At 72.5% G+C, this 23,995-nt stretch carries 21 protein-coding genes and 2 tRNA genes; 9 read left to right on the plus strand and 14 right to left on the minus strand.

From position 1 onward, the window contains the following. Positions 1 to 22 precede the first annotated feature (22 nt). Positions 23 to 1,345 (plus strand): extracellular solute-binding protein, encoded by a 1,323-nt coding sequence (locus tag AB0C22_RS13765; protein WP_219470356.1) that lies wholly within the window; start codon positions 23 to 25, stop codon positions 1,343 to 1,345. Between the two features lie 31 nt (positions 1,346 to 1,376). Here AB0C22_RS13765 and AB0C22_RS13770 read toward each other — a convergent pair whose 3' ends face one another. The 5 genes from AB0C22_RS13770 to AB0C22_RS13790 form a co-directional block, all read right to left on the minus strand. After that, a complete protein-coding gene (locus tag AB0C22_RS13770; protein ID WP_208568077.1) occupies positions 1,377 to 1,646 on the minus strand; it encodes a hypothetical protein in 270 nt (89 codons plus the stop codon). 261 nt (positions 1,647 to 1,907) lie between these two features. Continuing rightward, positions 1,908 to 1,981: transfer RNA gene (locus AB0C22_RS13775), tRNA-Met, on the minus strand. Positions 1,982 to 2,413: 432 nt separating this feature from the next. Continuing rightward, positions 2,414 to 2,487: transfer RNA gene (locus AB0C22_RS13780), tRNA-Met, on the minus strand. A 246-nt stretch (positions 2,488 to 2,733) separates the two neighbouring features. Continuing rightward, positions 2,734 to 5,730 (minus strand): UPF0182 family protein, encoded by a 2,997-nt coding sequence (locus AB0C22_RS13785; protein ID WP_357535140.1) that lies wholly within the window; start codon positions 5,728 to 5,730, stop codon positions 2,734 to 2,736. A 117-nt stretch (positions 5,731 to 5,847) separates the two neighbouring features. Then, a complete protein-coding gene (locus AB0C22_RS13790; RefSeq protein ID WP_219464583.1) occupies positions 5,848 to 6,861 on the minus strand; it encodes a PDZ domain-containing protein in 1,014 nt (337 codons plus the stop codon). A gap of 113 nt (positions 6,862 to 6,974) precedes the next feature. On the opposite strand from AB0C22_RS13790, the gene AB0C22_RS13795 reads away from it, so the two are divergent. Then, positions 6,975 to 8,273 (plus strand): zinc-dependent metalloprotease, encoded by a 1,299-nt coding sequence (locus AB0C22_RS13795; RefSeq protein WP_357535142.1) that lies wholly within the window; start codon positions 6,975 to 6,977, stop codon positions 8,271 to 8,273. A 91-nt stretch (positions 8,274 to 8,364) separates the two neighbouring features. Here the strand turns inward: AB0C22_RS13795 and AB0C22_RS13800 are convergent, their stop codons facing one another. Both AB0C22_RS13800 and AB0C22_RS13805 read right to left on the minus strand, forming a co-directional pair. Then, the gene (locus tag AB0C22_RS13800; RefSeq protein WP_219464585.1) at positions 8,365 to 8,967 is read right to left on the minus strand and encodes a hypothetical protein; all 603 of its coding nucleotides are present in this window, start codon (positions 8,965 to 8,967) and stop codon (positions 8,365 to 8,367) included. Between the two features lie 157 nt (positions 8,968 to 9,124). Beyond that, on the minus strand, positions 9,125 to 9,655 hold the full coding sequence (locus AB0C22_RS13805) for a M48 family metallopeptidase (protein WP_208568143.1): 531 nt from the start codon (positions 9,653 to 9,655) through the stop codon (positions 9,125 to 9,127). Between the two features lie 509 nt (positions 9,656 to 10,164). Between AB0C22_RS13805 and AB0C22_RS13810 the strand changes: the two genes are divergently transcribed. From AB0C22_RS13810 to AB0C22_RS13820, 3 genes are all read left to right on the plus strand, one after another. Continuing rightward, entirely contained in the window at positions 10,165 to 10,332 is a 168-nt protein-coding gene (locus tag AB0C22_RS13810; protein ID WP_007464795.1) for a DUF5679 domain-containing protein, read from the plus strand. A gap of 347 nt (positions 10,333 to 10,679) precedes the next feature. Further along, entirely contained in the window at positions 10,680 to 11,759 is a 1,080-nt protein-coding gene (locus AB0C22_RS13815; RefSeq protein ID WP_219464587.1) for a ThiF family adenylyltransferase, read from the plus strand. 108 nt (positions 11,760 to 11,867) lie between these two features. Further along, positions 11,868 to 13,199: an AarF/ABC1/UbiB kinase family protein gene (locus tag AB0C22_RS13820; RefSeq protein WP_208568071.1), complete on the plus strand. Its 1,332-nt coding sequence runs from the start codon at positions 11,868 to 11,870 to the stop codon at positions 13,197 to 13,199. A gap of 340 nt (positions 13,200 to 13,539) precedes the next feature. Here AB0C22_RS13820 and AB0C22_RS13825 read toward each other — a convergent pair whose 3' ends face one another. The 3 genes from AB0C22_RS13825 to AB0C22_RS13835 all read right to left on the minus strand — a co-directional run bounded on the left by AB0C22_RS13825 (position 13,540) and on the right by AB0C22_RS13835 (position 16,596). Further along, entirely contained in the window at positions 13,540 to 13,905 is a 366-nt protein-coding gene (locus tag AB0C22_RS13825; RefSeq protein ID WP_208568070.1) for a WhiB family transcriptional regulator, read from the minus strand. Between the two features lie 131 nt (positions 13,906 to 14,036). Beyond that, complete coding sequence (locus AB0C22_RS13830) at positions 14,037 to 14,294, minus strand: hypothetical protein (protein ID WP_219464588.1); 258 nt, start codon at positions 14,292 to 14,294, stop codon at positions 14,037 to 14,039. A 124-nt stretch (positions 14,295 to 14,418) separates the two neighbouring features. Further along, entirely contained in the window at positions 14,419 to 16,596 is a 2,178-nt protein-coding gene (locus tag AB0C22_RS13835; RefSeq protein ID WP_208568068.1) for an ATP-dependent DNA helicase UvrD2, read from the minus strand. 90 nt (positions 16,597 to 16,686) lie between these two features. Here AB0C22_RS13835 and AB0C22_RS13840 point away from each other — a divergent pair, with 90 nt between their 5' ends. Continuing rightward, a complete protein-coding gene (locus AB0C22_RS13840) occupies positions 16,687 to 16,929 on the plus strand; it encodes a mycoredoxin (protein WP_219464589.1) in 243 nt (80 codons plus the stop codon). A 65-nt stretch (positions 16,930 to 16,994) separates the two neighbouring features. On the opposite strand, the gene AB0C22_RS13845 is transcribed toward AB0C22_RS13840, so the two are convergent. Then, positions 16,995 to 18,335, minus strand: coding sequence for an MFS transporter (locus AB0C22_RS13845; RefSeq protein WP_208568066.1), 1,341 nt, complete (start codon positions 18,333 to 18,335; stop codon positions 16,995 to 16,997). Positions 18,336 to 18,569: 234 nt separating this feature from the next. Here AB0C22_RS13845 and AB0C22_RS13850 point away from each other — a divergent pair, with 234 nt between their 5' ends. From AB0C22_RS13850 to AB0C22_RS13860, 3 genes are all read left to right on the plus strand, one after another. Further along, entirely contained in the window at positions 18,570 to 19,544 is a 975-nt protein-coding gene (locus tag AB0C22_RS13850; RefSeq protein WP_219464591.1) for a helix-turn-helix transcriptional regulator, read from the plus strand. Between the two features lie 75 nt (positions 19,545 to 19,619). After that, the gene (locus AB0C22_RS13855) at positions 19,620 to 19,838 is read left to right on the plus strand and encodes a DUF397 domain-containing protein (protein ID WP_208568064.1); all 219 of its coding nucleotides are present in this window, start codon (positions 19,620 to 19,622) and stop codon (positions 19,836 to 19,838) included. A gap of 240 nt (positions 19,839 to 20,078) precedes the next feature. Further along, positions 20,079 to 20,348 carry a hypothetical protein gene (locus AB0C22_RS13860; RefSeq protein WP_208568062.1) on the plus strand — a complete coding sequence of 90 codons (270 nt, stop codon included), beginning with the start codon at positions 20,079 to 20,081 and terminating at the stop codon, positions 20,346 to 20,348. Positions 20,349 to 20,397: 49 nt separating this feature from the next. On the opposite strand, the gene nudC is transcribed toward AB0C22_RS13860, so the two are convergent. The 3 genes from nudC to AB0C22_RS13875 are packed head-to-tail and all read right to left on the minus strand — an operon-like array spanning position 20,398 to position 23,974. Next, the gene (gene nudC / locus AB0C22_RS13865; protein ID WP_219464592.1) at positions 20,398 to 21,345 is read right to left on the minus strand and encodes an NAD(+) diphosphatase; all 948 of its coding nucleotides are present in this window, start codon (positions 21,343 to 21,345) and stop codon (positions 20,398 to 20,400) included. Beyond that, on the minus strand, positions 21,342 to 22,667 hold the full coding sequence (locus AB0C22_RS13870; RefSeq protein WP_219464593.1) for a pitrilysin family protein: 1,326 nt from the start codon (positions 22,665 to 22,667) through the stop codon (positions 21,342 to 21,344). Before AB0C22_RS13870 ends, nudC begins: the two co-directional genes overlap by 4 nt. Next, complete coding sequence (locus AB0C22_RS13875; RefSeq protein WP_219464594.1) at positions 22,664 to 23,974, minus strand: pitrilysin family protein; 1,311 nt, start codon at positions 23,972 to 23,974, stop codon at positions 22,664 to 22,666. Before AB0C22_RS13875 ends, AB0C22_RS13870 begins: the two co-directional genes overlap by 4 nt. Positions 23,975 to 23,995 lie beyond the last annotated feature (21 nt).

The raw sequence follows: 23,995 nt of genomic DNA on the forward strand, positions 1-23,995 counted from the left end.
CCAGGAGCACCCGTTGCCCGCTGTGCGTCCCCCGCTGCCCCGACCCGGCATCGACCCGGCCCGCCGGCGGCTGCTCGGTGCACTGCTCGGGCTGCCGGTGCTGGCCACCGGCGGCCTCAGCGGGTGCGGCGTCGAGGAGGAGTCACCGGTACAGGACGGCCCGGTGGAGCTGTCCGTCTTCTGGTACGGCGGCACCAAGCGGGCGGAGGCCACCGAACGGGCCCTGCGGCTCTATTCGGCCCGGAACCCGCTGGTCACCTTCCGGGTGACCTGGCAGGGGCAGGGCGGCTACTACGACCGGCTCGCCACCCAGGCCGGCGGCGGTAACGTGCCCGACCTGTTCCAGATCGACGACTCGATGCTCGGCGAGTACGCCCAGCGCGGCATCCTCCTGGACCTCGGCGGCTACGTCGACGACGGCCGGATCAACCTGAACACCCTGCCGCCCGGCCTGGTGGACTACGGGAAGATCGACGACCGGGTCTACGGCGTGCCGGCCGCGCAGACCCACGCCGCCGTGGTGTTCAACCGCGCTCTGCTCCGCCGGCTCGGGGAGCCCGAGCCGACCACCGCGATGACCTGGGCCGACTACCTGAGCTGGGCGGCCCGGGTGACCCGGGCCGGCGGCGGCCGGGTCGCCGGCTCGATGGACCCGTCGGGCGACCACCGCGCACTGTGGCTCTGGCTGCGTGGCCTGGGCACCAAGTTCTACCAGGGACGCCAGTTGGGTTTCGGCTCGGCGGCGCTGCTGGACTGGTTCGAGTTCTGGGAGCGGGCCCGCAGCCAGCAGGCCACTCCGGCGGCAGCGCTGGTCGACCGGGCCGACGGCGGCGAGCCGGCCCGACAACTGGTCGTCACCGGGCACACCGCCGCGTCGTTCGCCTGGTCCCACCAGTTGCCCGAACTTCAGCGCTACTGCGACGACGAGTTGACCCTGGTCGGCTTCCCCGGCCCCCGGGCCGCCCAGTGGGACCGGGCGTCGATGTACTGGGCCGGGTTCCGGGGCACCCGTCATCCGCAGGTGGTGGCGGACGTGGTCGACTTCCTGACCAGCAGTGTGGAGGTGGGCCGGCTGCTCGGCGTGGAACGGGGGCTGCCGGCCAGCCTGACGGTGCGGCAGGCGGTGGTCCAGACCATCGACGATCCGCTGGCCGAGCAGGTCGCCGCCCTCGGTGAGGCGCTGCGCCAGCAGGTGGGCCCGGCACCCGAACCGCCGCCGAAGGGGCACGGCGAGGTGCGTGACCTGCTCACCGAGGCGGCCCGGAGCATCCGCGCGGGGCGCTCCGGGGCGCGGGCGGCGACTACCCAGTTCATGGCCCGGGCCCAGGCGGCCCTGGCCCGGTGACGGGTCAGGGCCGCCTGGGCCCGGTGACGGATCAGCGCGGCGGACGGCTGCGGCGGTTGCGCATCAGCAGGACCACCAGCAGGACGATGCCCCCGACCACCACCAGGCAGCAGAGCAGCCCGATGACGCCGAATCCACCGCCCCTCGACCGGCGACGGGCGGCCTCCACCACCAGTTCGCCGGTGCCTGTGGACGCCCACGCGGCCACCGGCACGAAGACCGAGAGGACGACCGCGCCGAACACCGCGCTCAGCCGGCCCCACCACGTCACGGCAGTTGACTTGTTGATCCCAGTAGACATGCCCTCATCCTGACCGAGGAGAGCAAGTCCGGCACCCCGAAGCACCCGCCCACCCGGGCCCAGCTCCGCCCGGGCTGAGCTCCGCCCGCCGCCGCCCGCTCCGCCCGGAGCTGAGCTGGGCCCGGGGGCTGAGCTGGGCCCGGGGGCTGAGCTGGGCCCGGGGGCTGGGCCGGGGTGCCGGAGGCGACAGGCGGGTCGCCGGAGACGGGCCACAGACGGCGACAGGCCCCGGAGGGTAAACTCCGGGGCCTGTCGTAACAGTAGCGGGGACAGGATTTGAACCTGCGACCTCTGGGTTATGAGCCCAGCGAGCTACCGAGCTGCTCCACCCCGCGTCGGCTAGATAAGCTTAACCCACCCGCCAGACGGAGATCAGCCGGCCCCCCAATCCGCCATCCGCCCAGCTCACGCCCGCCCACCACGCCGCACCACGGCTCCACGGCTCCAGGGATGTCGGGGCACGCTCACCGGGCAGCGGGACCAGATTGCCGGTGGAGAGGCGACATGCCGGTGAGGATGCGCGTAAACGCAATCTGATCCTGGGCTGCCCACCCCCGACGGGCAACTTTCTCCCGGAGTGCCCTGCGGGCTCAGCCGGGGGACGGCCGGCGACTGGCGCTGCTGTCCTGCGCGGCGGGTCGAACGTGGGAACCCGGAAAGGGCCCAGCAGAACCGGTGGAAGAACCACAAACCGGTGGGTCGACGAGGGAACCCGGAGAGAGAAAACGACAGGCCCCGGAGAAGAAACTCCGGGGCCTGTCGAACAGTAGCGGGGACAGGATTTGAACCTGCGACCTCTGGGTTATGAGCCCAGCGAGCTACCGAGCTGCTCCACCCCGCGTCGCCTGGTTAACCGTAGCGCACCGACCCCCGGGCCCGCAAAACGGCCCCGGACGGGTCACCGTGGGCCCTGCGGATCAGGCCCGGCGCAGCTCGACCGACACCGGCCCGTCGCCCTCCGCGTCGCGTACCACCTGCGCCGGGGACGGGCAGCGGCGTCGCCGGTGGCGGGGCGACCGGCCGCAACGTCGACGGGCCCCCGATCCCGACTCGGATCGTGGGGCCCGTCGACGCGGGAGCGGGTGGGTCAGCCGCCGGAGGACGGTGCCGGCGTGGCGGGTGGGTTGCCGCCGGACGGGGCCGCCGGGTTGCCCTGCTGAGCCTGCTGGAAGGCGGTGATCGCCTCGTCCAGCGCCTTCAACGCCCGGCCGTACCGCTCGAAGTCGCCGGACGCCTGCGCGGCCTTGACCTCGGCGATCGCCGTCTGGACCCGCTGCGCGGCGGCGGCCAGGTCACCGCCGGGCGGCGGGCTGCCCGCCCCCGCCGAGGGCGAGGCGGAAGGCGAGGCCGAGGGGGAGGTCGGCGGGGGCGGCGTTTCCCCGCTCGGTGGTGGGGTGCTCCCCTGCCCGGCCCGTTTGCCCTGCTCGACGAGCTGCTTGATGCCGTCGGTGATGTTGTTGGCCAGCACCACGTACGAGCCGCCGTCGCCGTAGGACAGGAGCACCTTCTGCAACAGCGGGTACGCGTCCTGCTGGTTGCTCTTGACGTAGACCGGCTCGACGTAGAGCATGCCGTCGGCGAACGGCAACGACAGCAGGTTGCCGTACTGCACCTGCGCCTGGTTGGAGGAGAGCAGGTTCAGCTCGGTCCGGATGGTCGCGTTGTTGGTCATCTGCTGGTGCACCTGCACCGGGCCGGAGATCCGGGTCTGGTCCGGCAGCTCCAGCACCTCCAGCTTCGGCTGCCCGTCGACGTACGACCCGGAGATCAGCGCGGCGAGGTTCTGCCGGCCGTTCGGGGTGACCGCCGAGGTGAGCTGGAACCGTGGGGCGTCCTGGTTGGGGAACTTGGTGAACAGGTAGTACGGCGGCTGCTTCTGCCCGCTGTCCGGCGCGTCCGGCACGTTGGGCACCTGCCAGAAGTCCTGGCCGGAGTAGAAGTCGCCGGGGTTGGTGACGTGGAACTTGGTGAGCAGGTTGCGCTGCACCTTGAACATGTCGGCCGGGTAGCGGAAGTGCGCGGCCAGGTCGGCCGGGATGGCGCTCTTGGGCAGCACCAGGTCCCCGCCGAACGCCTTGTTCCACGCCTTGAGCACCGGGTCGCCGTCGTCGAACTCGTAGAGGCGGACCGTGCCGTCGTACGCGTCGACGGTGGCCTTCACCGAGTTGCGCATGTAGTTGACGTTCTCCCGGGCCAGCTGGAAGGTGCCCCGGTTGGTCAGCTCGTCGGTGGTCTCCTGCTGGAGGTTGATCCGCTCGGCGTACGGGTAGGTCGCCGCCGTGGTGTAGCCGTCGATGATCCACTGGACCTTGCCGCCCACCACCGCCGGGTACGGGTCGCCGTCCAGGGTGAGGAACGGGGCGACCTTCTCCACCCGGTCCCGGGGGTTACGCACGTACAGCAGCTTGGAGTTGTCGTTGACCGCCTCGGAGAGCAGGAAGTTCGTCTCCTGCTCCTTGATCGAGTAGAGCAGCCGCCTGGTGAACGAGCCGATCTCGACGCCGCCCTCACCGGTGTAGGTGTAGTACTGCTCGCCGCCGGTGGTCGGGGTGGGCCGGTCGAACTCGGCGTTCTTGCCCTTCTCGGTCTGCCCGACGATGGCGTAGTCGTCGGCCTGCATCCGCTCGCCGTAGTAGATCCGCGGCTGGCTGGCCGGGATCTGCTCGGCCTGCGAGGAGCACGCCTCCTGCGCCTTCTCGCCGAGGAAGCCGGAGACGAAGTACGGCTGCCCGCCGCAGACCACCTGGTTGGCCGGGGCCGCGACCAGGCCGTAGCCGTGGGTGTAGACGGTGTGCCGGTTGATCCAGTTGTTCTGCTGGTCGGTCAGCTCGCCGTAGTTGATCTCCCGGACCCCGACCACGTAGTCGGAGGTCTTGTTCTCCACCGAGTAGCGGTCGATGTCCAGCTTGGGACCGAAGTCGTAGAACCCCCGGACCTGCTGGAGCTGGGTGTACGTCTCGGAGACCAGCTGCGGGTCGAGCAGCCGGACGTTCGGCACCACCGAGGTGTCGGTGGCCAGGCTGGGCGGGGGGACCAGGTTGCTGGCCGCGTACCCCTTGGTCTGCACCTCGGATATGTCGAACGCGGCGCGGGTGGCGTCGATGCTGCGCTGGATGTACGGGGCCTCCTTGTCCCGGGCGCTCGGCTTGACCTCGAAGGTCTGCACCGCCCACGGGTAGATGCCGCCGATCGCGACGGCGGAGACCCCGAGCAGGGCCAGCGAGATGCCCGGCCAGACCAGGTTCCGCATCACCGCGTTGGAGAAGACGATGATGGCGATCGCCACCACCACCGAGATGTACGCCAGGATCTCCTTGGCCGGCAGCAGCGCGTTGACGTCGGCGTAGCCCGCGCCGTACAGCTTGGCGCCCTCGTTGTACTCCAGCAGCATGGCCCGCCGGTCCAGCACGTACGCGATGGCCTTGAGTAGGACGAAGACCGCGACCAGCGTGCTCAGGTGGGCCCGCGCGGCGCCTGTCATCCGGTCGCCGACGCCCTGCAGGCGTACCCCGCCGAAGATGTAGTGCACCGCCAGCGCGCCGATCAGGGCCAGCACCACGGCGGTGAAGCCGACCCCGAGCAGGTAACGCCAGAACGGCAACTGGAAGACGTAGAAGCCGACGTCGATGCCGAACTCCGGGTCCTTGACGCCGAAGTCGCCACCGTTACGGAACAGCAGCCACTGGGTCCAGCGGCCCTGCGCGGAGAGCCCGGCGAACAGGCCGAGCACCACGGCGGTCAGGCTGATCCAGGTGCCGATCCGGGGGGCGAGCAGCATCCGGTACCGCTCGAGGGTGGCCTGCTCCAGCGAGTGTGGGCGCAACGTCGGCCGCAGCCGGTACGCCAACCACAGGTTGCCGCCGACGAACGCGGCCAGGCCCAGCCCGACGGTCAGGAAGAGCAGCGTCCGGGTCAGCAGCACGCCGGTGAAGACCTGGGTGTAGCGGACCTCGTCGAACCAGAGCCAGTCGGTCCACGCCTGCACCCCCCAGCCCAGAAGGGTGAACAGGAGGAACACCCCGACCAGGACGCCGATGGTGACGCGTCCGCGCCGACTCATCCTCGGCAGGGGGCTGCTACGCATGGCCACTGTTTGGCTCCGCACGCTCGATGTGATCGGCTCCGGACAGGCACCCAGAGTACGGGGTGTTCCTGAACGTCACGGGTCAGGTCGTGCCCGGCCTGTCCGGCGTGCCCGCCCTCAGCAGCGGGTCGGCTCCGCACCGGCGCGCAGGGCGTCCAACGCGGTCAATGCCTCGTCCAGCGAACCGACCTTGAGCATGGGCAGGCCGGGCTGCGGGTTGCGGACCGCCTCGGCACAGTTGTCGGCGGGCACCAGGAACGCCTTGGCCCCGGCCTTCTTCGCCCCGACCAGCTTCTGGGCGATGCCGCCGATCGGGCCGACCCGACCCTCGTCGTCGATGGTGCCGGTGCCGGCGATGACCTTCCCGCCGGTCAGGTCCTCGGGCTTGAGCTTGTCGATGATGCCGAGGGCGAACATCAGCCCGGCGCTCGGACCACCGATGTCCTTCAGGTCGATCTTCAGGGTGAACGGGTGCGGCTGCCGCTGGTCGGGGACCACCCCGATCCGGGGTCGGCCGTCGGACTCCCGGCTGGTCACGGTGGCGGTGCCGGGGGCGCCGTCGCGGACGTACCCGATGGTCAGCGCGGTGCCGGCGGGCTTGCCCCGGACCAGCTCGACCAGCCGGGACGCCGAGGTGACCTTCGCGCCGTCGACGGTGGTGACCACGTCGCCGGCCTTGAGCGAACCGGCCGCCGGCCCGTCCGCGGCGACCTCCTTCGCCACCACCTCGACCGGGTAGCCGAGCTTGACCAGCGCGGCGGTCTCGGCGCTGCTCTGCGAGTTCTGGAAGTCCTCGGCGTTGCGCTTCTCGACCTCCTCCTGCGACTCGCCCGGCGGGTAGACCAGTTCCCGGGGGACCACCGCCTCGTCCTTAGACAGCCAACCGACGATCGCGGCACGCAGCTTCACCGTCGGCTGCACGCCGACCGTGGTCATCCGGAGCTGACCGGCGGAGGTGGACGTCTCCCGGCCGGTGACCTGGATGACCTCCCGGCCGTCGGAGGTGCCGAGGGTGTTCACCGTCGGCCCGGGGCCGAGCACCACGTACGGGATGGGCGCGCCGAGCACGCCGATGCTCAGCAGGGTGGTGAGCAGAGCACCGAGGAGGACGGTCACGCCACGACGTCTCATGCGGCAGAGCGTACCGACCGGGGGCGGCGGGTCCGGCAGGCTACGGCGGACTTCGCCCTCAGCGCAACGCCGACGGCGGCTACCAGGGGCGCGGCGCGCGTACCGTAGACGTCGTGCCTGATATTCCGTTCGGTTTCGCGCTCCCGGGTGGGCAACCACCAGACCCCAACGATCCCGCGCAGATGCAGCAGTTCATGTCGCAGTTGCAGCACCTGCTCTCCGCGCCGGGCAGCGGGCCGGTCAACTGGGACCTGGCCCGCCAGGTGGCCGCCAGCCAGCTCGCGGCCACGGGTGACCCGATGGCCTCACCGTACGAGCGGCACGCGGTGGAGGAGGCGCTGCGGCTGGCCGACCTCTGGCTGGAGCCGGCGTCGGCCTGGCCGACCGGCATCCGCCTCTCCGTGGCGTGGAACCGCAACGAGTGGATCTACAAGACGCTTGACGTCTGGCGCAAGCTCTGCGACCCGGTCGCCAGCCGGATGGTCGGCGCGATGGGTGACCTGGTCCCGCCGGAGGCCCGCGCCCAACTCGGCCCGATGCAGTCGATGGTCGCCACCCTGGGTGGCGCGCTCTTCGGCGGCCAGCTCGGCCAGGCCCTCGGGCAGCTCGCCGCCGAGGTGCTCTCCGCCGGTGACATCGGCCTGCCGCTCGGCCCGGCCGGCACCGCCGCGCTGATCCCGGCCAACATCCGGGTGTACGGCGAGGGCCTGGAGCTGCCCGAGGACGAGGTACGCCTCTACGTGGCCCTGCGCGAGGCGGCCCACCAGCGGCTCTTCGAGCACGTCCCGTGGCTGCGCGGGCACGTGCTGACCGCGGTGGAGAACTACGCGTCGGGCATCCGGGTCAACCGGGAGGCGATCGAGGAGGCGATGGGCCGGGTCGACCCGACCGACCCGGAGTCGATGCAGGCGATCGCCCTGGAGGGGATCTTCACCCCGGAGGACACCCCGGCGCAGAAGGCGTCCCTGGCCCGGTTGGAGACGGCGCTCGCGCTGGTCGAGGGCTGGGTCTGCCACGTGGTGGACAGCGCGGCGGCCGACCGGCTGCCCAACGTGGTCCGCCTCGGCGAGGCGTTCCGTCGCCGCCGGGCGGCCGGTGGGCCGGCCGAGCAGACCTTCGCCGCGCTGGTCGGCCTGGAGCTGCGACCGCGCCGGCTGCGGGAGGCGTCGGCGCTCTGGGCGGCGCTGACCGAGCACCGGGGCATCGCCGGCCGGGACGCGGTCTGGGGCCACCCCGACCTGCTCCCGTCGGACGCGGACTTCGCCGACCCGGTGGCCTTCGCGACCACCTCGACGGATCTCGACGACGAGCTGGCCACCTTCGACTTCACCGCTCCCGGCGGCCCCGAGGAGCAGGCGCCGGGCAGCCGTCCCCGCCCCGACGACACCGACGGCGACACCGACCGGCCCTGACCGCTGCGGACCAGCCGCGACACCGGCCGGACCCGCCCGATCCCCGGGCAGGCCCGGCCGGTCGCCGTTGGTCGTCAGGTGCGGTGGCCGGTCAGGTGCGGTGGCCGGAGAGCAGGGCGCGGGTCGCCTCCCAGCCCTCGACGGCCGGGTCGAGGGCGGCCAGGTCGGCCGGGCCGCGCAGCCGGTGCCAGCCGGGGGTGACCGCCACGTCGGTCGGGGCGGGCGCCGCGCGCCGCAGGTCCGCCGGCCCGGCGGCGTCCAGGTCCAGCGCCGGCAGCCAGCCGGGTACGGGTAACCGGCACGCCACGCCGAGCAGCCCGGGGCCACCGCCCTCGACCGGAGCGACGGCGACGGGTCGACTGGTCAGCGGTCGGAGCAGCTTGCCGAGGGTGAGCCCCGGCAGGTCGGGGGCGTCGGCGACGACCACGGCAGCCTGGTCGTACCCGTCGAGGGCGGCCAGCACGGCGTCGACGGTCGGCTCGGGCACCTCGTACACGGGGGTGTCGGGCCAGCGCACCGCGTCGGCCAGCCAGCGGTCGGCCGGGGTGACCGCGAGCGCGGTCTCCACCTCGGCGAGGGTGGCGAACAGGTCCACCACGTCCTCGGCCAGCGCGGTACGCCAGCGCGTCAGCTCGACGCCGGGCGGCGACCAGGCGACCGGAGCGAGCAACGCCACCACCACCCGTCGGAGCATTCCCCGACTGTAGTGGGCACCCTGCGGGTGATCGACTCCTGTGGGCCGAAGTGGTGGCGTCGACGCCCGGCGGACCCCGCTACCTGCGCCCGGACGAGTCGATCTGCACCTGGACGAGTCGATCGACCCACGGCCGGACGGTCGACGGGGGTTGCGGTCAGCCGGCCACCGGGACGGCCGAGGCGGCGGCCACGCCCTCCAGATAGCCCCGGGCCCGTTCGGTCTTGGCGTACCGGCCGACCAGGGCCCAGAAGCGGGCGTTGTGGCTCGGCACGATGAGGTGCGCCAACTCGTGCAGCAGCACGTAGTCGAGCACCCACTCGGGCATGTCCTGGAGCCGGTGCGAGATCCGGATGGTCCGGTCGGCGGGGGTGCAGGACCCCCATCGGCCGTTCTGGTTGGTGACCCACCGGACGCTGGCCGGCAGGGTCTCTCCGCCCTGGTCGGACAGGTACAGGTTGATCAGGCGGAGGGCCCGGTCGAGCAGCTCGTTGTCGTTGCGGGCCAACCGGCCCTCCCGGGCGGCGAGCCGGGCGAGCATCCGGTCGACCCACTCGCTCTCCTCGGCTCGGGAGAACTGGTCCGGGATGAGCACCACGACCCGTTCGCCGTCCCGGTAGGCGGACACCGTCCGTCGCCGGCGCTGACTGCGCCGTACCTCGACGACTGGCTTCCGCGCCGCCATCAGTGGGCCGCGCAGCCGTGGTTTCCTGCCACGAGGGAAAGCTAATGCGTACTGACCAGGGGTCCGCAAGGGTCAACACCCCGACACGCGCCCAGAAAATGGGGGTTAGTAGTAAGGAGTCCGAAAAAAACTGGTGGTGACCATGAGGCTGGACCCTCGTCACCCTTCGTGGCGAGACCGACCGCCCCCCACCGGGCGCGATCTCCACCGTAGTTGATCAGCTCCGGTAGCGTCGCCGCACCCCCGTCCGGGGGACCTCCCCTGGCACTCCACACGGCGTGTCCCCGGCAAACTCACTTATCCCGCCTATTTCGGGATGCACACTCTCGACGTCGACTTGCTCACAGTGTCGATGCACAGCTGACATGGAACCGCCCAGAGCTGGGTAGGGTCCGCCAACCGGCGGTCACGTGGGTGGCCGCGGAGAAGGACCCGGCGCCGCGCCCCGCGTGGCCCGCCGCCGGGAGAACCGCCGGACCGACGTGCCCGGCGGACGAGACGAGGAGGCTACCGTGGCCGACCAGGCCCAGACCTACAACGGTTACTGCGTGAAGTGCAAGGAGAAGCGGGACTTCGAGGGGCACGTCGAGGTCTCGAAGACCGGGATGAACATGGCCAAGGGCAAGTGTCCGGTGTGCGGCACAACAGTGAACCGCATCCTGGGCAAGGCCAAGGTCTGACCCGTCCGGGTACGACGCCGGAGGGGCGGCCGGTCGGCCGCCCCTCCGGCACGTCCAGCCAGCCCACGGAGACGACCCGGCCGACCGATCCGCGACGACGCCCTCCGATCGGTGGGCAGCGCCCGCCGAGCGGAGGGCAGCGCGCACCGATCGCAGGGCAGCGCCCACCGGACGGCCGGCCCACAGCAGCCGCCCACTCCCCCGCCGGGCGATCTGTCAGCTGCCCGACATGACGCGCGGTGAGCTGTGGATAACCCGCCAACTCCTGTGGACAACGCTGGATCTGGCGCTGCGCACCTGTGGACAACGATCGACTCACCGCAGGGATTCGGTCACGATTCGTCATCGTGGCCCCCTCTCCTCCCGCACCCAGCGACGCTGCACTACTCCGCCCCGTACTGGTGCCGGGTCTGACCCGGCTCTGGCGCGACCGGCACACCCTGCAACTGGGGTTGAACCCGGGTCGGGCCGTGCTGCTGGAAGTGACCGATTCGCGGGTCACCCGGCTGCTCGACCTGCTCGACGGCACCCGGAGCGTCCGCGGCGTCCTGGCGGACGCGGTGCACGCCCAGATCGACCCCGGCCAGGCGCGCGGGTTGATCGACACGCTGCACGCGGCCGGGCTGGTCGTACCGGCGCACACCCTGCTCCCCCGCGAGCTGACCGGCCCGGACCGGCTCCGGCTCGCCGCGGAGGCCGCAGCACTCGCCCTGGCCGCGCCCGCCCTGCCCGGCACCCCTGCCCAGGTGCTCCGCCGACGACGCGCCGCCCGGGTGGTGGTGGCCGGGGCCGGCCGGCTCGGCGCACCGGTCGCCGTGGCCCTGGCCCAGGCCGGTGTCGGGCACGTGGCAGCCGAGCTGACCGGCCCGGTGGACCCGGTCGACCTGGTCGGGTCCGGGTTGGCCGCGACCGACGTGGGGCGACCGCTCACCGAGGCGGTCCGGGACGCCGTCGCCCGCACCGCCCCGGGCACCCGGACGCACCCGGCCGGCCGACGCCCGGCCGCCCTGGTGGTGCACCTCGGCACGGACCGCCCGACGGACCTGCTCGCCACCGGGTACGCCCGCCGTCGCCAACCGCACCTGCTGCTCACCCTCCGGGAGGGGGTGCCGGTGGTCGGTCCCCTGGTCCGGCCACCGGTGGGCCCCTGCCTGCACTGTCTGGATCTGCACCGCACCGATCGCGACCCGGGCTGGCCGGGGTTGGCCGCGCAGCTCGCCACCGGCCCGGCCGACCGGTCCTGCGGCACGGCCACCCTGCTCAGCGCCGTCGGCTATGCGGTCGCCGAGGCCCTGGCCCAGGTCGACGGGGGCACCCCGGAGACGGTGGGCTGCGCGGTGGAGATCGGGTCGGCCGGCCGGTTCCGACGTCGGGCCTGGGCCCCGCACCCCGGCTGTTCCTGCTCCGGCCCCGGTCGCCCGCAGTGACGGGTGGGAGCGCGGTGGGCGTCCCACCGGGCCCGCGGAATGGGGTATGCGCCGACCCAGCCCAGCTTGGAGCAGCAGCGGGGCCGAGAAGTCGGTAACAATGGCCAGGTGACCGACATCCCGCGCCGCGCCGTGTCCCGGACCGCCAAGCTCGCCGCTCTGCCGCTCGGCTTCGCCGGTCGGACCGTCCTCGGGATGGGTAAGCGCGTCACCGGCATCGCCTCCGACGTCATCTCCGCCGAGATCCAGCAACGCACCGCCGAGCAGCTGTTCAGCGTCCTCGGGCAGCTCAAAGGCGGGGCGATGAAGTTCGGCCAGGCGTTGTCGGTGTTCGAGGCGGCGTTGCCTGACGAGATCGCCGCGCCCTACCGGCAGGCGTTGACCAAGCTCCAGGAGGCCGCCCCACCGCTGCCGGTGGCGAGCGTGCACAAGGTGCTCGCGGAGCAGCTCGGGCCGGACTGGCGGGACCGGTTCGTGGAGTTCGACGACACCCCGGCCGCGGCGGCCAGCATCGGCCAGGTGCACCGGGCGGTGTGGCGGGACCCGGAGACCGGGGTGTCCCGGTCCGCCGCCGTCAAGATCCAGTACCCGGGTGCGGGGGACGCGCTGCTCGCCGACCTCAAGCAGCTCTCCCGGCTGGGCGGGATGTTCCGGGCCATTCAACCCGGCCTGGACGTCAAGCCGCTCCTGGCCGAACTGCGGGAGCGGATCACCGAGGAGTTGGACTACGAGCTGGAGGCCGAGTCACAACGCGCCTTCGCCGCCGCGTACGCCGACGACCCGGAGATCTTCATCCCGGCGGTGCTCTCCGCCTCGCCCCGGGTCCTGGTCACCGAGTGGATCGAGGGGACACCGCTCGCGGACATCATCCGGGAGGGCACCGACGAGCAGCGCAACTCCGCCGGTCGGCTGATGGCGACCCTGCACCTGTCCGCCCCGCCCCGGGCCGGGCTGCTGCACGCCGACCCGCACCCGGGCAACTTCCGGTTGCTGCCCGACGGCCGGCTCGGTGTGATCGACTTCGGCGCGGTGGCCCGGATGCCCGAGGGTACCCCGGAGCCGATCGGCCGGTTGCTCGGGTTGTCGCTGCGTGGCGACGCCGACGCGGTCGTCGCCGGGTTACGCGAGGAAGGCTTCGTCAAGGCGACCGAGCCGATCGACGCGCAGGCGCTGCTGGACTACATCCGGCCCATGCTGGACCCGGTGGCGCAGGAGGAGTTCCGGTTCACCCGGGCCTGGCTCCGCGCCGAGGCGACCCGGCTGGCCAGCCCGAAGTCGCCCGCCTTCCAGCTCAGCCGGCAGCTCAACCTACCGCCGTCGTACCTGCTCATCCACCGGGTGACGCTGGGCTCGATCGGGGTGCTCTGCCAGTTGGAGGCGAAGGCGCCCTACCGGGGCATCCTGGAGCGCTGGCTGCCCGGTTTCGCCCCGGTGGCCTGACCGACGCGCGGCAGCGGGACCGGCGGCGGGCCGGCCCGGCCGACGGACGACGCGGGGGCGGTGACCGGAACCCGGTCACCGCCCCCGCGTATCGCAGGTGGTCCTAGAGAACGCCCAGGTCGCGAGCCGACTGGCTCCGGCTGCTCATCGCGACGGTACGGGCAGAACGGTGCGCCTCAGTGCTCGTGGTGGTACGACCGGCCTGAGGCTGGCGCATTCGAGCCCGGGACAACGCTTCGTGGAGTAGTTGCATCTCGGTTCCGTTCGGCAGGTGCAGCATCGTGGTCAACTTTCTCGCGGCCGATGGTCATCGGCGGGTGGGTGGAACGGATCGGGTAGGTCAGGCTGCCAGCCGGACCGCACTGCGCGAGGTGGCCACACCACTGGCCGCCATCCGCGCCTCGGCCTCGACCTGAAGGGCCGCGTCACGGGCGAGGTCCTCCTTGCGCGGACGGCCCCGGGGCCGCTTGCGCGGGACGACCGCGCCACGCTCGAAGATCTCGCCGCCCCAGACGCCCCAGGGCTCGGCCCGCTCGACCGCACCGGCCAGGCACTCGACGCGCAGCGGGCAGTCCCCGCAGAGCGACTTGGCCAGCTCCAGGTCGGTGGGCGAGTCGGAGAACCACAGGTCGGGGTCGAACTTCCGGCAGGGCAGGTTCGCCTCCAGCTCGACGCTCACGTCGAGGGGGGCCAACGCCAGACTCATCTCCCGGTCACCTCTCTCTCACTTCGATCTCGTGGATCGCAATTCCGACGTACTTCGACGGGCAAAAAACTGAGGCCGCGGATCCCGGTGAGCGGGTTCCGCGGCCTCGAGGTGAGCCGGTGGTCTGAGTGTCAGACCGGTCTACCTCGAGGTGGAACGCCGCGGACATCCATGCGCTGCTTAGCGACATCAATGCCCAGACCCGTGAAGCCACTGGTCCCCTCGGCTCCCGCAGTGGGTGCAACAGTCAGGTTCAGCTCGGCCTGAACCGAGACCTGGTGCACCTGCGGGTTCGACGGTCGCGGAGCGGCAAGGGCCACCCGGACAGCCGACAGCGGAGCGAAGGCAGCTGGCATCGCCGCCGGACGCTCATAAGTGATGATCTCCACGGTTGCCACCTCCCTCACGTTCCTCGTGCCGATTCGGACTCAGCCCCCGTGAGCAGCCGTTATGGCGCTGCTCCCGAGGTGCGTCCTGAGGCTATTCCTCGCCACGGGGCGAGGGCAAACGAATTTACGACGAGATTTCGAGAGTTTTCTCCGGGCCGATCTCGTCGACCGTCGCGCCCGCCACCAACGCCAGCACCGCCTCGCCGTACAGGCCGAGTTTGCGGGGGCCGATGCCGGCGATGGCGATCAGCTCCTCGACCCGGCCCGGTCGCCGTTCGGCCAGCGCGACCAGGGTGGCGTCGGTGAAGACCACGTACGCCGGGACCCGCTGCGCCCCGGCCACCCGGGCCCGCCAGTCACCCAACCGCTCGTAAAGATTCTCGTCAATGTCCGACGGGCAGGTCGGGCAGCGGCCCAGTTTGCGGTCCGCCCCGGCGAGCAGGGTCGCGCCGCAGATCCGGCAGGACACCACCTGGGTCCGCCGACGTTCCACCGCCCGTTTCGCCCCGGCCACCCCGCCCGACCGGCCCGCACCGGCCCGCTCGCCCCCACCGGTCCGGTCCAGCTGGGGCAGGAACCGCGACGGCCGGCGGGCCCGACCACCGGGCGAGCGGGCCGAGGCGTACGACAGCCAGAGCCACTGCCGGGCCCGGGTGATCCCGACGTAGAGCAGCCGCCGCTCCTCCTCGACCTGCTCCGGGGTACGCGCGTACGAGGTGGGCAGGGTGCCTTCGGAGAGGCCGACCAGGAACACCGCGTCCCACTCCAGCCCCTTGGCCGAGTGCAGGGAGGCCAGGGTCACCCCGTCCACCGTCGGCACGTGCTGCTGGGCGGCCCGACGGGCCAACTCGTCGTTGAAGTCCGCCAGGGTCGCCTGACGTTCCACCGTCGCCGCCTCGCCGATCGGCAGCACCTCGGGGCTGGCCGCGTACTCCTCGGCGAGCTGGACCAGGGCGGCGAGGGCCTCCCAGCGCTCCCGGGCGGCACCACCGGGCGGGGCGGCGTCGGGGGCCCAGCCGACCGCGGTCAACGCCTCCCGGACGGCGATCGGCAGCGGGGTGTCGCCCGGGATCGACCGGGTGGCGGCCCGCAGCGCCACCATCGCCTGGCGTACCTCGGCACGCTCGAAGAACCGCTCCGCCCCCTGCACCACGTACGGGACGCCGACCTCGGTCAACGCCTTCTCGTACGCCTCCGACTGGGCGTTGGTGCGAAACAGCACGGCGATCTCCTTGGCCGGGGTGCCCCCGTCGACCAGGGTCCGGCAGCGGGCCGCCACCGCGGTCGCCTCGGCCGGCTCGTCGGTGAAGATCCGCAGCTCCGGTTCGGGGCCGGGCGGGCGCTGGCCGTGCAGCTCCAGCCGCAGCCGCGCCTCGGTGCCCCGGGCCTGCCCGATCACCGCGTTGGCCAACCCGACGACCTGCGGGGTGGACCGGTAGTCACGCACCAGCCGGACCACCGTGGCCGCCCGGTGCCGACGCGGGAAGTCGATCAGGTACGCCGAGGTGGCCCCGGTGAACGAGTAGATCGTCTGGCTGGCGTCCCCGACCACTGTCACGTCGTCCCGGCCGCCCAGCCAGGCGTCGAGCAGCCGCTGCTGGAGCGGGTTGACGTCCTGGTACTCGTCGACGACGAAGTGCCGGTACTGGCCGCGTACCTGCTCGGCGACGTCCGGGTGCTCCTCGATGCCCCACACCGCGGCGCGCAGCATGTCCTCGAAGTCGATCACCCCGGAGGACCGCTTCAACCGTTCGTACGCGGTGAAGACCTCGGCCACCGTCGCCGGCTCGTACGGCGTCTCGCGCAGCGCCCGGGCCGCGGCGACCACGTAGTCCCCCGGCTCGACCAGCGACGACTTGGCCCACTCGATCTCACCGGACAGGTCCCGGGCGGCGGCCCGGTCGGCCCGCAGGCCGACCTTGGCGGCGGCCAGGGTGACCACCCGGACCTTGCTGTCCAGCAGTTCCGGCATGGCCCGGCCGGACAGTAGCCGGGGCGCGAAGTAGCGCACCTGACGCAGCGCCGCCGCGTGGAACGTCCGCGCCTGCACCCCGGGCACCCCGAGCCCGGTGAGTCGGGCCCGCATCTCGGCGGCGGCCCGTGCGGTGAAGGTGACCGCCAGCACGTGTCGTCCGACGATCTCCCCGGTCAGCACCCGGTGGGCGATCCGGGAGGTGACCGCGCGGGTCTTGCCGGTGCCGGCGCCGGCCAGGATGCAGACCGGGCCGGCCGGGGCGGTCACCGCCGACCGCTGCTCCGGATCCAGCCCGGCGAGGACCGACTCCGCTGAGTGAACCACCACAGCGAGGAATCATCTCAGCTCCGGCCGGTGTTGTACCGGTCAGCCTGGCCTGACCGGGCCGGGGCGCGGCGAACCGTGGAGGATCCGACGATGTTGACCATGTATTCCACCCCGTGGTGCGGCTACTGCCACCGGCTGAAGTCGCAGCTGGACCGGGAAGGCATCGGGTACGAGGTGGTCGACATCGAGCAGGACCCGAAGGCCGCCGACTTCGTGATGAAGGTCAACGGTGGCAACCAGACCGTCCCGACGCTGCGCTTCGCCGACGGCAGTGCCCTGACCAACCCCTCCATCACCCAGGTCAAGCAGCACCTGGCCACGATCACGGGCTGACCCCGTCGACCCGCCGCGGGGAGCGGCCGGCCCCACCGGGCCGGCCGCTCCCCGCGGTTGCGGGGTCACCGACCGGGGAGCCGGTGGATGGTGGGATCGGGCAGCGGCCGGCGGGGTGCCGGGATGTGGGCGGCCGGTGTGGGCGGGACCGGCGTCGGGGGTGTGGGCGGGACCGGTGTGGACGGGACCGGGGCGGGCGGGACCGGCGTCGGCGGGGCGGGCAGCCGCGGCGGGGTGAGCCGGCGACCCTGCCAGAGCCAGAGGCCGGCGACCGTGGTGACCACCCCCACCAGGACGAAGAGCAGCCGGTAGTCGAACACGCCGACCAGCAGCGCCCCCGTCCCGATGGAGACCGCCTGCGGCCCACTGACCAGCGCCTCGGAGGCCGCGGTGACCCGACCGAGCAGTCCCGGCGGGGTACGCCGCTGGACCAGCGTGGTCAGCCCGACCATGGTCAGTGGCAGGGACAGCCCGGCGAGCAGCAGGGCCAGCACCCCGAGGCGCAGGTCCGGCCAGGCCAGGGCCAGTGCGGCCGGACCGAACAGGGTCACCCCGGCGGCGAGCGCCCCCAGTTCGCCGACCCGACGCACGACCGTCGGCGAGAGCAGGCCGCCCACCAGGCCCCCGATCCCCTGCACGGTGATCAGCACCCCGACGAAGGCGGCGTCCCGGCGTAGTCCCTGATCGACGTACGCGAAGATCAGCGATTCGGTGAAGCCCATCACGAGTGAGCCCAACCCGTACCCGAGCAGGGCCCGGCGCAGGGCCGCCTCGTGGGTGAGGTGGCGCAGCCCGGCGCCCAACTCGGCCGGCCAACGCAGGGTGGCGGTGGCGGGCGCGTGCTCGGTCACCCGCAGCAGCCCCACCACGGCGGCGGCGACCACGAAGCCGGTCATCGCCAGGCTGGTCAGCAGCCAGCCGCCGACCGCCGCGTACAGGGCCGCCCCGGCGAGCGGGCCACCCAGGCGCAGGCCCTGCCGGACGGTCTGCAACGCCCCGTTCGCGTCGGCCAGCAGTTCGCTCGGCACGATCTGGCGGAGCAGCCCGCTCAGGGTCGCGTGCAACGTCAGGTAGGACAACCCGTAACAGGCTGCCACCACGTAGATGATCCAGACGTCGGCCCGGTCACGGACCAGGAAGAGCGGGCTGAGCACCAGCGCCGTGCCCAGGTTGGCGACCACGAAGAACGGTCGGCGACGGTAGCGGTCGACGACCCAGCCGATCAGCGGGGCCAGGATCATCGGCGCGATGATCGCGAAGATGGTCGCGCCGGCCAGCCCGTCGGAGCCGGTCAGGTCCTTGACCCAGATGGCGAGGGCGAGCAGCAGCAGCGACTCGGCCGCCATGCTGGCCAGCAGGGCGACGAAGAGCAGTCGGAAGTCGGGGCGGCGCAGGACGGTGCGCATGGGGTTCCCTCCGGCGGGGGGTGGCGTCCGGTGGACGCGTACGGGGGAACTGCCGCCAGCTGGGACGACGTCGTCCCCGGGCTCGGCCGGCACGTTCCACAGTCCTCTTTTTGACGCAAGACACGCCCTCGTCGGGACCTCCGACGCCGGTCGCGACGTCCATACTGACCGTGGGGGGCGAATTTCATACAGTTACCGCCGCGCCTCGCGACGGTCGACGGAATCGAGGACACCGTGCCTCCAGCCGTACCGAGTCCGATCCTGCGCCGACGCAGGCTCGGCAATGACCTGCGCCGCCTGCGCGAGGCGGCGGGACTCACCGGTGACCAGGTGATCGACCGGATCGGCTGGGCGTCGGCGTCGAAACTCTCCCGGCTGGAGAACGGCCGCAGCCGGCCCGACCCGGAGGACGTCAGCGTCCTGCTCGACCTCTACGGCGCCACCGCCGACCTGCGCCACGAACTGCTCGCCATCACCGACGAGGCCGGCGACATGCGCGCCTGGCGCAAGTCGTACCCGGTGATGACGCAGCAGCAGTTGGGCTGGGCGGAGCTGGAGGCGGGGTGCGCCCAGATCCGTGAGTACAACCCGGTCCTGGTGCCGGGGCTCCTGCAGACCGAGGGGTACGCCCGACTGCGGATCCTCTCGGCCGACGCCGCCGCCGCCGAGTCGGCGGAGCCGCCCGGGGACGACCCGGAGACCGAGGTCAAGGCCCGGCTGGGACGGCAGTCCCTGCTGGACCGGGCGGACGGCCCCCGGTACACGGCGGTGTTGGAGGAGGCGGCGCTGGGCCGGCGGGCCTGCCCGCCGGAGGTGCTGCGGGAGCAGCTCGCCCACCTCTGCGAGCTGGCCATGCTGCCGAACGTGACCCTGCACCTGCTGCTGCGGGACACCCGGATCGGGGAGTTCTACCTGCCACCGACGGCCTTCTCGCTCTACCGGTTCGCCGATTCGCAGGATCCGGAGACGTTGGCGATCGAAGGAGGCTTCATCGACGTCATGTCGACCGAGGTATCCACGGTAAATCGCTATAAAGTGGCATTTGAGTGGCTCTGCTCGGCGGCGCTCTCCGCATCGGACACCCTTACCTGGCTCTTCGCGGCAACGGGACGGCTGACCGACACGGCGGCCTCGTCCGTGGTGGCTCCGGGACCGACAGCAGCGCCGGCCCAACGCCGCCGGCAACCGGGGCGCCTGACGGAACGGTGACCCACACCGATCCGCCGGGGCCGGGCGACCGCCACTCGTTCCGTCGAGGCAGTTCCAGAAAGCAGGAGCAGAACCATGAACGAGATCCAGACCGTGCCCGCCGACGCGCGCTGGCACAAGAGCACCCGCAGCCAGACCTCCAACTGTGTGGAGGTCGCCCACCTGCGTACCGCGACGGTCGAGGTGGCGCTGCGGGACAGCAAGGACCCGAACGGCCCGGTGCTGCTGTTCCCGAGGGCCGGCTGGCTCGGCTTCCTCGCTGGCACCAAGAACGGACAGTTCGCACTGGACTGATCCCGGTCGCTCAGGGTGGGGCCGTCGGCAGGATTGCCGGCGGCCCCACCGTCGTCCGGCGGCCCCGAACCCGTCATCCCCGGACGGCAACCGGTCTGACCAGGCATCGGATGATCGGACAGGGACCCGGTCGATCGCCGCGTTTCACTTGCTGGGACCCCGCGCGGGCGTAACATGACGATTCAGTGACGTGGAAGTTCCACCACGTACCGGCCACCCGCGGTCCGTCCGGAGACAGCCATGCGTTTCCTGATCGTTCGTACCGACATCCGCACCGCCGCCGACATCGACCTCGCCGCCGCCTGGGCCGGCGGGGGCTGCCTACGCAACGAAACCACCACCCCGGAGTTCCGCCGGCAGACCGTCCACGCCGAGGACCGGGACGCGGCCCTGCTGCTGGCCCGCGCCCTGTCCACGGTGGGCGCGGTCCGCGCCGGCCGGCAGCGGGTCAAGGTGCTTCCGCTCGACGAGCCGGGCCGACGCTCCCGCAGACAGCACCCGCCCGGCTGACCGACGTCAGTCGGCAGACCCGCACGGCGTCGGTACGCCACCCGACCGGTCAGCAGTGCCCGTCGAGCCAGCGGTGGATCAGGAAGAGGGCGATCGACGACGGCGGCGGCAGGAGCACCCGGTCGCCGTCCCCGGCGTCCACCGCCCGACCGGCCAGTACCGCGCCGATGTCCCGCCGGGTGAACCACCGGGCGTACGCGATCTCCGTCGGGTCGACCCGCACCGGCTCCCGGGGGTCCGCCTCGGCCAGGTAGCCCAGCATCAGCGAGCCGGGAAACGGCCAGGCCTGGCTGCCCGCGTACGTGATCCGCTCGACCCCGACGCCGACCTCCTCGCGGACCTCGCGCAGCACCGCCGCCTCCGCCGACTCCCCCGGCTCCACGTAGCCGGCGAGACAGGAGAACCGCCGCTGCCCCGGGGTACGCGGCCAGGTGGCGTTGTTGCCGAGCAGGCAGCGACCCTCCGGTCCGCCCATCCCGTCGTGCACCAGGACGATCATCGCCGGGTCGGTCCGCGGCCACATCCGCTGGCCGTCCGTGCCCACCCGTGTCCAGCCGCCCTCGGCGACCTCGGTCCGGTGCCCCGACCGGGGTGACCAGCCGTGCCCCAGGTGCCAGTTGACCAGGGCGAGCGCCGTGGTGAAGATCCCCGCGTCCCGGTCGTCGAGCAGGTGGCCGATCTCCCGCAGGTTGGCCGCCCGGGTGCCCGGCAGGTCGGGGAGCGGGGCGTCCACCGCGAAGACCGGCACCCCGTCGGGCTCCACCCCCAGGAAGAGCGGGTACGCCTCCCCCGGCGGGCCGACCTCGGCGGCTTCCCGCAGCACCAGCACCGGCGGGTTCGCCTCGGTGTGCACCAGCGCCCGCCCGTCCCGGGTCGAGTCCAACACCAGCACCCGGGCCCGCTGCCACGCCTGCGCCAACCACTGCGGGTCGGTACGCCGGTGCGCCGCCCGGTCCAACGTGGACCGGGCCAGCGGGGGCGCGGCCTCCCCGCTCACGCCGACTCCGTCCGCACCGGGGTGAGGGCGGACAGTGGTCCGGCGACCCGCTCGGCGTCACCGAGCACCACCACGACCGCCCGCGCCGGGGCAAGATACCGGGCACCCGCCTCGGCGACGTCGTCGACGGTGGCCTTCGCCAGCCGGGCGGCGTGCTCGGCGAGGAAGTCCAGGCGCAGCCCGCTGCCCGCGTACGCGCTGGTCAACGCGGCCAGCCCGGCCTGGGTGGAGATGCCGAGCTGGAGGGTGCCCAGGGCGTACTGGCGGGCCTGCTCCAACTCGTCCGCCCCGGGCGGCACCGAGGCCAGCCGGCCCAGCTCGTACGTCGTCTCCAGCAGGGCCGGGCCGGTCACCTCGGTGGCCACCTCGGCCCCGGCGACCAGCACCGACCCGGCCACCGAGTGCTCGACCGACGAGTGCGGGCCGTAGGTGTACCCCTTGTCCTCCCGGATGTTCTCCGTCCAGCGGGACGAGAAGTAACCGCCGAAGATCAGATTGGCCAGTTGCAGCGCGGCGTGGTCCGGGTGGGTGCGGGGCACCGCCGGCAGCGCGATCCGCAGCGACGACTGCACCGAACCGGGCCGGTCCACCAGCAGCAGCGGACCGGGTTCCAGCGGGGGTGCCGGCGGCAGGGCGGCACCCCGGCTGTCCCCGGTCCAGCCGGCCAGGGCCTTCTCCGCCGCGTCCAACGCGCGTTCCGGCTGCACGTCGCCGACCAGCACCAGCACCGCCTCGGCCGGGTGCACCCGCTCGGCGTGCAGCCGGCGCAGCGCCGCCGGACGGACCGCGCGGACCTGGTCCGGTTCCGGGGTCTGCACCGCGTACGGGTGCCGGCCGTAGATCCGCCGCAGCAGCGCGGTACGGGCCAGGTGGGCCGGCTGGCTCTGCGCCACCTGGATCCGGTCCACCAGCCGGTCCCGCTCGGTCTGCACCCAGTCGGCCGGGTAGCTGGCGTCGGTCAGCACGTCCGCCAGGATCTCCAGCATCCGGTCCAACCCGGTGACCAGACCCGCACCGGAGAGCATCAGCCGGTCCGGGTCGGCCCCGGCCGAGAGCCCGCCGCCGACCTTCTGCAACTCGGCGGCGATCTGGGTGGCGGTGAGGGTGCCGGTTCCGGCCAGCACGGTCTCGGCGAGCATCGCCCCCCGGGCCAGGTGGGTCCGGCCGAACGGCATCCACAGCCGCAACTCCACCAGGGGGACGGCGGGCCGGCGTACCGCGAGCACGGTGAGCCCGTTGGGAAGCCTGCGCTCGGCCTGCTTGGGCAGCTTGAGCCGCCGGGTCGGACCGAGCGCCGGCAGCGCCCGGGTGACGCTGGTCATTTGGCACCTCCTGGGATGACCTCGATGGAGGCGCGGCGCTCCGGGCGCAGGGTGGCGGCGGCGGCGCGGACCTGGTCCTCGGTGACCTCGCCGACCAGCCGGGGCAGGTCGTTGAGCAGGCCCGGCTCGCCGCGCTGCTGTTCCAGCACCGCCATCCGCAGCGCCCGGCCGAGCACCGCGTCGGTGTCCCGCAGCAGGTGGGTGGCCATCCGTGCCTGGGTACGGGCCAACTCGCCGTCGGTCAGCCCGTCGGTGGCCAGCCGGTCCAGTTCCTCGTCGATCGTGCGCAACGCCTTGTCCACGTCGCCGCCGGGCGGCAGGTGCGCCTGGAGCAGCAGTGCGGTGGGGTCGCGGACGTCGAACGGGTCACCCATGAAGCCGAGGTAGCCGCCGAGGCCGGTGACGCTGCGGTCGCGCTGGACCATCCGCTCCACCAACCGGGACGCGTCCCCGTCGGTGAGCACCTCGGCGAGCACCACGTAGGGCAGGTAGCCGGCGAAGTCGACGACCGGGTCGGGCACCCGCCACGCCGAGGCCACCGCCGGCAACGGGGCCAACTGATCGGTGTACGAGGTGCGCCGCTCGACGGTCAGGTCCGGCTCGGTGAAGTCCGGACGCTCCGGGGCGGGTCGGGCCGGCACGTCACCGAAGTGCCGTTCGACCAGGGTGGTCGCCTCCGCGACGTCGATGTCCCCGCTGACCGCCAGGACGGCGTTGCCGCTGGCGTAGTAGCGGCGGAAGAAGTCGGCGGCGTCGGCGACGGTGGCGGACTCCAGGTCGTCGAACGAGCCGTAACCGTCGTGCGCGTTGGGGAAGGTGTCGAACATGACCGGCGGCAGGGTCAGCCAGGGAAACCCGCCGTACGGCCGGTTGAGCACGTTGACCCGGATCTCCTCCTTGACCACGTCGACCTGGTTGCGCAGGTTCTCCTCGGTCAGCCGGGGGCCGCGCATCCGGTCGGCCTCCAGGAACAGCGCCCGTTCCAGGGCGTTGCCGGGAAGCGTCTCGTAGTAGTCGGTGTAGTCCAGGTGGGTGGAGCCGTTGAAGGTGCCGCCGGCGCCCTGCACGTGCCGGAAGTGGGCAAGCTTCTCCAGGTTCTCCGAGCCCTGGAACATCAGGTGCTCGAAGAGGTGGGCGAAGCCGGTACGCCCCTGCGGCTCGGAGCGGATGCCGACGTCGTAGACGACCGCGACGCCGATCACCGGGGCGCTGCGGTCCGGGGTGAGGACCACCCGTAGGCCGTTGTCGAGGGTGAACCGCTCGACCGGGTATTTCGTCGCTGGAATTCTCGCTCTCCGGGTCGGCACGTGATCGACCCTAGCGTGTCG

The sequence above is a fragment of the Micromonospora sp. NPDC048894 genome, assembly GCF_040649765.1.
In the GTDB taxonomy this organism is placed as follows: Bacteria; Actinomycetota; Actinomycetes; order Mycobacteriales; family Micromonosporaceae; genus Micromonospora; species Micromonospora antibiotica.